This window comes from Mesorhizobium sp. M0306 (assembly GCF_040321655.1).
In the GTDB taxonomy this organism is placed as follows: Bacteria; Pseudomonadota; Alphaproteobacteria; order Rhizobiales; family Rhizobiaceae; genus Mesorhizobium.
In genome coordinates this window covers 1-10,728 of sequence record NZ_JAMYRY010000062.1, presented here as the reverse complement: position 1 = coordinate 10,728, position 10,728 = coordinate 1, and the positions used below count along the sequence as shown (strand labels likewise).

Annotated in this window: 3 protein-coding genes and 8 pseudogenes; 6 read left to right on the top strand and 5 right to left on the bottom strand. The window is 58.0% G+C overall.

The window, feature by feature from the left end; genetic code table 11:
* Nucleotides 1-381: 381 nt before the first annotated feature.
* Together NKI95_RS33455 and NKI95_RS34605 are read right to left on the bottom strand one after the other, a co-directional pair.
* Nucleotides 382-1,534: pseudogene (locus NKI95_RS33455) on the bottom strand (amino acid kinase family protein).
* 178 nt (nucleotides 1,535-1,712) lie between these two features.
* Nucleotides 1,713-2,167, bottom strand: a pseudogene (locus NKI95_RS34605) (IS30 family transposase); the annotation flags it as partial.
* Between the two features lie 481 nt (nucleotides 2,168-2,648).
* On the opposite strand from NKI95_RS34605, the pseudogene NKI95_RS33440 reads away from it, so the two are divergent.
* Nucleotides 2,649-2,941: pseudogene (locus tag NKI95_RS33440) on the top strand (helix-turn-helix domain-containing protein); the annotation flags it as partial.
* Nucleotides 2,942-2,998: 57 nt separating this feature from the next.
* Nucleotides 2,999-3,155: pseudogene (locus NKI95_RS34600) on the top strand (IS30 family transposase); the annotation flags it as partial.
* On the opposite strand, the pseudogene NKI95_RS33435 reads toward NKI95_RS34600, so the two are convergent.
* Nucleotides 3,079-3,791, bottom strand: a pseudogene (locus tag NKI95_RS33435) (transposase); the annotation flags it as partial. The pseudogenes NKI95_RS34600 and NKI95_RS33435 overlap by 77 nt on opposite strands.
* A 475-nt stretch (nucleotides 3,792-4,266) precedes the next feature.
* Here NKI95_RS33435 and NKI95_RS33430 point away from each other — a divergent pair.
* Complete coding sequence (locus tag NKI95_RS33430) at nucleotides 4,267-4,710, top strand: SET domain-containing protein-lysine N-methyltransferase (protein ID WP_352722099.1); 444 nt, start codon at nucleotides 4,267-4,269, stop codon at nucleotides 4,708-4,710.
* 938 nt (nucleotides 4,711-5,648) lie between these two features.
* On the opposite strand, the gene ectB is transcribed toward NKI95_RS33430, so the two are convergent.
* Nucleotides 5,649-7,004 (bottom strand): diaminobutyrate--2-oxoglutarate transaminase, encoded by a 1,356-nt coding sequence (ectB, locus tag NKI95_RS33425; RefSeq protein WP_502909289.1) that lies wholly within the window; start codon nucleotides 7,002-7,004, stop codon nucleotides 5,649-5,651.
* A gap of 396 nt (nucleotides 7,005-7,400) precedes the next feature.
* Here ectB and NKI95_RS33420 point away from each other — a divergent pair.
* Nucleotides 7,401-8,479: pseudogene (locus NKI95_RS33420) on the top strand (IS5 family transposase).
* Nucleotides 8,480-8,882: 403 nt separating this feature from the next.
* Nucleotides 8,883-9,829: pseudogene (locus NKI95_RS33415) on the top strand (IS3 family transposase); the annotation flags it as partial.
* Between the two features lie 13 nt (nucleotides 9,830-9,842).
* Here the strand turns inward: NKI95_RS33415 and NKI95_RS33410 are convergent.
* On the bottom strand, nucleotides 9,843-10,097 hold the full coding sequence (locus NKI95_RS33410) for a hypothetical protein (RefSeq protein WP_352722097.1): 255 nt from the start codon (nucleotides 10,095-10,097) through the stop codon (nucleotides 9,843-9,845).
* Nucleotides 10,098-10,102: 5 nt separating this feature from the next.
* Here NKI95_RS33410 and NKI95_RS33405 point away from each other — a divergent pair.
* Nucleotides 10,103-10,728, top strand: a pseudogene (locus NKI95_RS33405) (transposase); the annotation flags it as partial.

Below are 10,728 nucleotides of genomic sequence, written 5' to 3'. Positions count from 1 at the left end.
TTTTCCATGGCCGCGTAGACTTTGTTGTGTCGTCGTTGGTATTCAGATCTAGGGAATGGGATTCCGGTAAATGGGATTTCCTCCAACGCCTTGTTCATTTTTTCGCCTCCTAGAAGTCAATGTGATTATGCTCGTTTAACAACGGCGTGGGAGACGAAGTCGAGGGTCCATCCTGATTGTCAGCCGGGCATATCGCCGGCACGGTTTCAGGCCGCAGCAGTGGCGACTTGGGCGACTGACCCACGGCGGAGGCGCTCCGCATCTGTGCGTCGTTGACGACTCAGCAGAGTGCCTGGCTACCGTCGCTGACAATTCGCTCTCTCGCGAGCGGGGCGCCCACAGGGCGATCTCATGGTCGGAGACCCGGCTACCGCGGATTCACTACGCATTATTTTCGCGGATGAGCAACGAACTACAGGGCGAGCGCTGGTTCGCCTTTCTCGACCCGAGCGGTTCGCTAACCGCTCCAGGATACATTCTTTCGTGAATCTGCCGGGGCCAGGGAAATGGCGCGTTCATAATCGTCCTGCAAGTGGACGCGCAACCCTGAAGAATCAATCTCTGTCACAACAGTTCTTGAACCAATCGAGATCGAACGAGTGCCCATCAGCGGGACAAGCCGCACGGCAAAATCAATGTCGCTTGTAATGCATATGCTAGCCCCATCTTTCTCCTCGAGACAGATCGAGCTGATGTCGTGCCGATCAAGAAGCGCGCGAAGATCGTCGCGTTCTGCAAAGCTGGCGCACGATACCACCGCTGTGTCTCGAGCCACTGTCACAGAACGGGTGTTCCCATGGTCTGTTACAATCGTGCCGACGACGCCTCCGTTGCGTGTGAGAGATTTGCAAACAATGGTGACAGCCTGCTTCTCGGCGTATTCTACTGCTCTGTAGTGCAGTACCTTTGCGCCATGTCGCGACATCTGTGCGATTGTCTCATAGGCAATCTCTGGAACCAGTTCTGCCCCGGGGATGAGATAGGGGTCTGCCGTATAGACGCCCGGAACATCCGAGTAGATTTCGCAAACGTGCTCTCCTAACATTGGCGCAATTACAATGGCTGTCAGATCAGAGCTGTTTCTGCCGAGAAACGTTAACCTGCCGGACTGATCCACTGCCTGGGCGCCCGCGGCAATGGCAACTTGATGCTCCTGCAATGCTGCCACAATTGGCGTGGGATCTACGCTTTCTATTGACGCGCGACCGAAACTTGAATCCGTGCGTATTCCAAGGGAATAGCCGTTCAAAGACGTTGCGGAAATTGCTAGCCGGCTGATGGCGGCCTCCAGCAGGCAAGCACTGAGCATCTCTCCGGTTGCAAGTGCCGCATCGAGGGTCGATGGTGATGCTTGCTTGTTGACGCCGAGCATTACTGCTTTCAGGTTGCCAGTTGTTCCCGACATCGCGCTGACCACGGCAACGATCTTGTTCTCGCCAGCCGCCAATCGGTCGGCTATGTGCCTAGCTACTCGACCGTAGTCTTCAGGATGCAAAAAAGAAGATCCCCCGAATTTTAGAACGGTTGCCCTCATGTTCTACCTACCATGATGTAAGTGATTGCAAGCTGTTCGATCAGGGGACGCGTTAGGTTCACGGTGTCCTCCCCTCGAGATCGCGGTACGCGATGGCCGCGCACAAATTATGCTGAGATGGCATTCTCATAAACTACTAGGATCGGTAGGTGGGCAGCCATGATGCAGTCGCTGCGCCTCACACTGACAAAAGCATGTGCCGCCATCGTGCTGCCGGACTATCTTGTCTGCGACCATATGAGGAGTGTCCTCCAGCGCCTTTCGGGAAGTACTGACGCAGCAGCCCATTGGTGTTCTCGTTGGTGCCACGCTGCCATGGCTTTGCGGATCGCAGAAGTAGACTTGAACACCCGCATCGATCTTGAGCCAATGGTGCTGAGCCATTTCGGCTCCCTAGTCCCAGGTCAGCGAACGACGCAGCTCGTCGGGCAAGGTGATGATGGTGCGCGGAATCGCGTCGGGCACCGCATCAGCTCCGTGTCCCGCGAGAGCAGAGCCATTTTTCATGCGCGGAGCTTTCGCCATGCCCCGCAAGCCGGGAAAGATGCAGCAACATCGGAAACCGTGTCGTACGCTCAACCAGTGTGCCGCCGAGCTGCCAAGACCAAGGATGAGGTCTCCCTCCCAGTGACCCGCATCAGCCACGAAGCATCTATCAAGCCCTCTTCGTTCAGGGTCGGGGAGCGCATCGTCTTGTCGTCGGGGAAGTCGATGGGCAAGCGTCGGGCAATCTGCTCCGGGCTCCAGGCCCTGGCCCATCGCCGATCCTTTCGCGGGCCATGCCGGCGGCCCTTCCACGGAACGGCGGGACCAGGAACGGCGGCACCACTCGGACGACGCCGGCCAGTCTTTGCTCCACATAAGTGCGCAAGGTCGTGTTGAGCGCAAGCTTGGTCAGTTTGGGCCGACGGGCCGAACGCTCAGCGTGCCATTGGGCAGTCGATGCACGATAGTCCAGGCCGCCGCTGCGCGTCGCAGCATTGCGTGTCGCAGCCTGTTGGAACCAGATTGTTCCGACAGGCAGGCGGCATGGCACCAGCGATGTTCAGATTTACGACCAAGCCGCCGTCCGGGCGGTATCTCGGTTGCGGAACGTGAGGAGATCGCACTGCTTCGCATTCAGGGTCTTTCGAGACGCGAGATCGGACGCCGACTTGGCCGATCCGCCTCGACAATCTCCCGTGAGCTACGGACGGCATCGGCCCCGAACCAGAAGTGGGTCGCCGACTTCACCCACGTCTGGACTGCGGATGGATGGATCTGCGTTGCCGCCGTCGTCGATCTGTTCTCCCGCCGTTTCGTCGGCTGGGCGATGAAGGCCGAGGTGACGGCGCAGCCGTCACCGACGCCCTCATCATGGCGATCTGGAGGAGAGGCAAGCCCGACAGCCTGCTGCACCACTCCGACGGGGATCGCAAGGCGGATTCAAGCACTCGTCGCAACACCTGAACGAAAGAGGTTGCGATGGGCATTCGAAAGCGACGATCACACCGTTCTGGCCGAGCGCCGTTGCCGTTGCGGGGACGGCCGCCAGTTGCGGGGCGATCTGAACTCCAACGATTCTGGTTGGGGATAGCGCAGGGGATGACCAGCGAGGATGCCGCGCTGGCGGCTGGTATGCGATCGAGGGGGTTGTCCGACACGGCGGCTCGCTCGCCGGTATCCTTCGGCAGTCCGCACCGGCGTGGACCTGCCCGGAGGCCGTTCTCCCGCATGAGGCGTTCGATTCGATGCAGTCCGCAGGAAAGCCCGTCTGCCAGAACGTCGTGCCAGACCCGACGCGCGCCGTAGGTTCGGTCGCTGCTCTTGAAGCTGCGGTCGGTCCTGAACACGAGGATCTCGTCGTGCCGGGAACGAGCGCTGGGACTGCGATTAAGCCAGGCATGGAAGCCTGAGCGCGACACATTCAGAGCCTCGCACAGCCATGCCACCGGCCAGATGCCCGGTGCCTCGCGATGAAAGCGAACCTCATGTCACTTCCCTCGCGAAGTAGGCTGCGGCCCTTTTTAGGATGTCGCGCTCCGCCTTCAGTTTGGCGACTTCCTTGCGCAGCCGCTCGATCTCGAGCTGCTCCGGCTTCATCTGCCCATGACCGGGAAAGGCATGCTGCAGATCAACGCTCGTCTTGGGGATCCATTTGCACAGCACATTCTCATGGAGATCAAGATCACGGGCTGCCTGGGTAACCGCGACGCCCCTTCTTCACCAACCTCACTGCCTCAAGCTTGAACTCGCGGCTGAACTTCCTTCTCTGCATTTCCACTCTCCAGTTCCGTCACACACCTTCTCGATGTCCACGAAACCGGCAGCAGGCCACACCCCCCTAGCACGGTCGCTTTATTGCGGTTTAAGTTACCCACGTATTTTGGTAGCTATGACGACCTCGAGGACAAGCTATATTCGCTCTCGAAACGAAAATGTTGAAATAGAAATTACTAGAGGGCTTTAGTTTTGTTCCGGGAGAAGGCGCCCGACCTGAACTATCCAATGGTTGGCGTTTAACGGAGAGTTGCTCCGTTGTCGGTAGGGGAGGGTGGCAGGTATAGTGGTGATTGCGATGTTGCGATTTGGCCGAAGCCTCGTTGGCGGTGCTGCCAAGGAGGAGGTTTGCGGCTAGAACCGCGAGCCCACAGGCGAGCGAGGATCGCCCCATCGCGGACATTCCTTTAACTTAGCACATTTGGAAGCAAAAGCCAACGGCATCGGAAAAATTGAGAAATATAGGAACGCTTATGTATGAGCATCAGGAGGCAAACGAGAAGGTGAGCAAGATATTTGATCGCAGCGACATTCTGTATGTGAAAAATGTTACCCGAAAAGGACGCGGTGTATTTGCTAATGCCCCTTTCGCGGCTGGAGATGTAATTGAACGTGCTCCGACGTGGGGATTTGATGATGCGGAAGCGGTACTACTAGATCGTACGGGATTGTTCCAATATTACTTCGTGCGTCATGATCGACAACTTACAAACGATTCTATGGCCGGATACGTCATTTTCGGCTTTATTTCAGTAGTGAATCACTCTTGGATGCCGAACGCGAAAATATTTTGGTCGGATGAAGATTCGGGCGCGTGGGTTACGCTGGTTGCAGTAAATGACATAAAGATTGACGAGGAAATAACCCATCGATATACAAATATCTCTTCTTATCCACATTATATCAAATTCATTTAATGAAGTGCCTGGACGTATATATATCAGTGGAATGCTCCACTGTCAGCCAAAGCGCATTCGTCACCAACGCGCACAAGTTCTTGCAGGTATAGGGCAGCCCGAACTTCAACGGGCTCCGGCCCGGCCACTGAAAGGCTTTTTGGCCGAGGCGGTGATGTGAACGGCGTCATGACTAAGGCCAACGCCAAGTAGACTAACGTAAGGCCGCTTACCGGCCAATCAGCGCAAGCGGTACTTCGAACACTACACACCAGGCGACCAGACCTCCGGCTCGTCGACCACCTTCGCATCCCTATGTTCCCAACGCATCAACACTGTGTTGCCGCTGCTGGGGTCTCACCTAGCGGTGGGGCTTCCTGAGACGCGCCATGTGCGCGATGCCTTCGAGGCGAGCCAGTGGAGAACGGATCGCAAATACGCGTACGGCATTGCCAACTTGTGGCTTGGGCAGCTCCGGTCCGTTCACTGCAAGTCACTGCGGGCGCACTTTGCTGGCTACGCGCAAGCTCCTGCATGCGCGCGCACCCTTACGAGTTCGGCCATGTTGGCCCGCAAGGCAGCGGCCGCTGCGGCGATCTGTTGGGCCATATCAATCAGTTGACTGGCCTGCTCGACGCGCTGGAGAAGCCGATCGGCGTGCTGTCCCGCTTGCAGACCATCCCGGTGGCGCCCTCAGCGCCGCTCTTGCCATCGAAACGCGTTCAAGTCGGGCGCGACTTTGCTGCCTGGCTCAAATTCGCTGTCACGTTCGCAAGACGGGTTCGGTCGATCAAAGACCATTCATCTGGATCCCGTGTGCCTCGCCGATACGGCCGGCCAGGCGCGAGCGGGCTTGTATTCTATCACAGGCCCCAACCGACACACTTAGGCCGTGTCTACCACTGTGTCGCCGATGTTGCCATGCATAGCGCAGGTTTAATCAGCCCCGCATATCATGCTCATTGCGATGCGGAAATTGTACTAGTAGTTACTGCTCGATGAGATCCAGTATAGACGGTTTCCCTTAAATGAGCTAGTCTGCTCAGTGTTTCGGCCAAAGAATCCTCGAATGCCTGAAGGCCCAAATCTAACGTCTCAGAGTCGATGGTAAGTGCAGGCAAAAATTTCACGACCTGACCAGCGGGCCCACATCGTTCGACGATCAATCCCTTTTCAAATGCCGTGCGTGCCGTCGCCTCCGCGATTTCTGCCATTTGGCAATCAAATCCCAACGCCATGCCGCGCCCTCGGACAGCAAAGCTATTTCCGTGCTTGAGTGAAATGGCCTCCAGCCGACGCCGCATAACTTCTCCCATGCGATGAACACCCCGAGAGAACGTCTGACTCCGCCAATAGAGGTTTATAGCTGCGGTTGCACCTACGAGCGCAAGGTTATTTCCGCGAAATGTTCCGGTGTGCTCTCCTGGTTGCCACGCGTCGACCTCTTCTTTGATCAACAATATGGATAATGGCAGACCATACCCACTTAGCGACTTTGATAATATAACAATATCTGGTGACAATCCTGCGAATTCAAAACTAAAGAAGTCTCCCGTGCGCCCACAGCCCATTTGGACATCGTCGACTATGAAAAGTGCATGGTTATCTTTTGCTATGGCTTGAATTGATTGCAGCCACCCCTTGCTAGCCGGATTTATACCGCCTTCGCCCTGCACAGATTCGACTAGAATGGCAGCTGGTGAATCAACGCCGCTACCAGTGTCAAGCAATACCTTTTGTATGTAGTCAGCCGTGTCAATGGTTGGTCCAAGATAGCCGTCATACGGCATAAAAGTGACCTCTGACAAAGAAACCCCACTGGCTTTTCGATAGAAACAATTGCCAGACGCAGCAACCGCCCCTAAACTCAGACCGTGAAATCCATGCGTGAATGAAATGATATTCTGTCGCCCTGTGACTTTCCGTGAGAGTTTTAAAGCCGCCTCAATGGCGTTAGCGCCTGTCGGCCCCGTGAATTGGAACCGGTATTTCAGACCCCGCTCCCGAAGTATGACAGAGTTGAAGGTCTCCATAAATTCGAGTTTTGCAGGAGTAGCCATGTCAAGCCCATGGATCACAGCATCCGACGCAAGGTACTCCACAATGGCCGCTTTTAACTCATGGTTGTTATGGCCGTAGTTCAGTGCTCCGGCACCAGAAAAGAAGTCAATTAGCTTTCGACCATCCTCCGTCAACATAATAGAGCCGCGCGCTCGACTGAAGAAAGTTGGAAAGGAACGTGAGTATAAGCGGACGTTTGATTCCAGGCCGTCGAAAGCCCGCATATTGCGTGACCGGCCAGTCGTTTCACACATAATCATCTCCTTCGCGAGCAACCGGTTAACAGGCAAGAAGGTTTTACTAATTGAGGATGGACACGGCTTGGGGCATGCCGCGCGTCGCAGTGGGCCTTGTGTTGCTCGAATCGTACTTCCCAGAACAGCTCTTACCTAACCTGGTTGTGGAAAGAATGAACCTACCAACACTGGTAGGCTCCTCTGTTCGATGGGGTAATCGCCTCTGCCGATCGCCCCTTTCGGTCGCGGTCGAGCGATGGAGGTATTGTTGAGGATCCAGGCCGCAGATCGGCCCCGGACGTGCCGGCAGAGCCTGCGCGCGCATGAGGCCAAGCAGTTGGACACCTCGAAAAACCTCGCAATTGAGACCGCATTTTGATTCACTTCGCCTGGTGATTTGCACGGAGGCGTTGGATGCGAGGCCAGGCTGGATTCTGGGACATTGACGAGCGTTATGTCCGGCTGAGCGCGGCCGGCGATCCACTGGAGAAGCTGAACGCGGTGGTGCCTTGGGAGGTTTTCCGGAAATCGCTGGCCAAGGCGCTGAAGCGCTCCGATGGCGCCAAAGGCGGCCGGCCGCCCTTTGATGCGGTGATGATGTTCAAGGTCCTGGTTCTGCAGGCGTCTACAGTCTCTCGGACGATCAGACGGAGTTTCAGATCCAAGACCGGCTTTCCTTCATGCGTTTCCTCGGGTTGGGGCTCGGCGACAAGGTGCCCGACGCCAAGACGATCTGGTTGTTTAGGGAGCACCTCACGCAGGCCCGGGCGATGGACAACCTGTTCGCCCGTTTTGACAAGCACCTCACCAAGGCCGGTTATCTGGCGATGGGTGGCCAGATCGTGGATGCCACGATCGTGGCGGCGCCGAAGCAACGCAATTCCGATGCTGAAAAGGCTGACATCAAGGCAGGAAAGGTGCCGGACGAGTGGCAGAAGAAACCAGCCAAGCTGCGCCAGAAGGACCGGGACGCGCGCTGGACCGTGAAGTTCTCGAAGGCCAAGGCCGATGAGGAGGGAAAGACGAAGCAGCGCGATATCGCCGTTCCCGCCTTCGGCTACAAAAACCATGCCTCGATCGATCGCCGCCACGGCTTCATCCGCGGCTGGAACGTCACCGGCGCCTCGGCTTGGGACGGGGCGCAGCTTCGCAACGTGCTGGACAAGAACAACACCGGCTCGACGGTATGGGCCGACACCGCCTATCGCTCGAAGAAGAATGAGGCGTGGCTGGACAAGAACGGCTACGTCTCCGACATTCATCACAAGAAGCCGAAAGGCCGGCCGATGAGCGAGGCGATGGCACGGGCCAATGGCCGGCGCTCAAAGATCCGCGCTTTCATCGAGCACGTCTTCGCGCAGCAGAAATCCCGCATGGGCCTGTTTGTCCGCACGATCGGCATCGCTCGCGCCTGCACCAAGATCGGCATGGCCAACCTCGCCTACAATCTCACCCGCTTCGTCTGGCACCAACGGCGAACTGCGTTCGCCTGACGGCGAGAGCGGCGGAAAACGCCGCCGCGATGCCGAAATCGGCAACCAGCATCAGCCCCAACGACCGAAATCCAGCCCCCGCCGCGCGTCAGGCTGTTCGCAACCTCATTGTCGCACCACCCACTCTGGAAATGCCGGTAGTTCGAGGTGTCCAGTTTCATCCGACCAATCCGCTTCTCGCTCGAAGTGATGCAGAGCTGGTGCGTCGCGTAGACACGCCTAGCAGGCTTCTCTGATTGGGATTAGTGAGGCCGGGCCGGCTTCCTACCGAAGCGGAACTCGGTCGCATCGTTCCACATTCGATGCAGGATGGACGGCGAGCTTGCGGGCAACTCCGACTGACCTTGCCCCTCTGATCTAATCCGGTTTGAAGTTCGTTCTGGCCCATCGAGAGGACCAGGACATGAAACGTAGCCGCTTCTCTGAAGAGCAGATCATCGGAATTTTGAAGGAACATGAGGCCGGGGTATCGGTTGCCGATCTGTGCCGCAAGCACGGGGTCAGCGACGCCTCGATTTACAACTGGAAGGCCCGCTTCGGCGGGATGGATGTCTCCGAGGCTCGGCGACTGAAGGCTCTGGAGGACGAGAACACGCGGCTGAAGCGGCTTCTGGCCGACGCCATGCTCGACAATGCCGCGTTGAAGGATCTTGTGGGAAAGAAATGGTGACGCCCGCGGCCAAGCGGAAAGCTGTCGCTCGCCTGAAGGAAGGCTTCGGGATGAGCGAACGGCGGGCGTGTAAAGCCATGCACGTCTAGCCGTTGCGGCGAGGTTACGGCCTCGGCTGTTGCCGCATGACGGTTCGCTACGAGACCAGCAGGCCGGACGACCGCGAGCTTCGCGAGCGGATGAAGGCGATCGCGCAGGAGCGTCGCCGGTTCGGCTACCGGCGTCTTCTCGTGATGCTGAGGCGGGAGGGCCTGGTCGTGAACCACAAGAAGCTGTTCCGGCTCTATCGGGAGGAGAAGCTCGCCGTTCGCCGCCGTGGCGGCCGCAAACGGGCGATCGGGACCAGGGCGCCGATGGTGGTGCCGCTGAGGCCCGACGAGCGCTGGTCGCTCGACTTCGTATCGGACCAGCTCACAGACGGGCGCCGCTTCCGCATCCTGGCCGTCGTCGACGACTGCACGAGAGAGTGCCTGGCACTCATCGTTGATACGTCTCTCTCGGGCATGCGGGTTGCCCGCGAATTGGACCGGCTCATCACCGAGCGCGGCCGGCCGGGAATGATCGTCAGCGACAATGGCAGCGAGTTCACCTCGAACGCCATCCTCTCCTGGGCGGATCAGAACCGCGTCGATTGGCATTACATTGCGCCCGGTAAGCCGATGCAGACGGATGTTGTAGAATAGCCCGTTCTTCTCATTCGGCGGCTTTTTCCACAGCCTTCTGCCTTTCCGGCCTCGTTCGCCATTGGGAAGTCGCTGCTGCATAGGCAGCTTCCGCCTTCTCGACGCGGGATCGTTCTTCGGTGCGCTTGGCCGGGATGTTGTAGTCGAAGGCGGTGCCGCGTCTGGCATGGCTAGTCGGAAGGCCGGCACGCAGCTCGACCGATCTGAACTTGCGGGCGAGCAAGGCCGGCCGGGCCCAGATGTAGTCGGTATCCTTGCTCAGCATGTGCCGCCAATCCCAAGCAGGTGCACATGATCGCGCACGCGAAGGTGAAGACTGACAAGATCGACGCCACTGTCCTTGCGAAGCTCTACGCCTCGGGCTTTCTGCCGGAGGTCTGGGTTCCGGATCCGAGGACCCTTGCCCTCCGAAGACAGGTCACCAGGCGGACACAGCTGGTTCGCCAGCGTTCGCGGCTGAAGAACCTCATCCAGTCAATCCTCCACGCCCACCTGATCCCGCCGTGTCCGCATGGGAACCTCGTCGGGATCAGCGGGCGCAAATGGCTGACGAGGCAAATATTGCCTGCGGATGAGCGCGCCGCCATCGAGCGCCACCTCGGCTTGATTAACCAGATCAACGAGGCGTTGACGGTGGTCGAGGCGGATATCGCCGTACATGCCCTTCAGGATCCGACAATCCGCCGCCTGATGACGTTACCCGGCCTCGACGTCACCGTGGCTGCGAGCGTTGCCGCGGCAATCGGCGACATACGGCGCTTCAGCGATCCACAGAAGCTCGTTGCCTATCTTGGCCTCAATCCGAGCGTGCGGCGATCACGATCCGATCGACGTAGGGCGACAGCACTTCAGCGACGGCAGCAGCATTGCCCGTGGCCTCGATCACCACATGATCA

Excerpts from the sequence above, each read along its gene's own strand:
- NKI95_RS33410 (WP_352722097.1), bottom strand. The coding sequence starts at position 10,097 with ATGCTGAGCAAGGATACCGACTACATCTGGGCCCGGCCGGCCTTGCTC.
- ectB (WP_502909289.1), bottom strand. The coding sequence starts at position 7,004 with ATGTGTGAAACGACTGGCCGGTCACGCAATATGCGGGCTTTCGACGGC.
- NKI95_RS33430 (WP_352722099.1), top strand. The coding sequence starts at position 4,267 with ATGTATGAGCATCAGGAGGCAAACGAGAAGGTGAGCAAGATATTTGAT.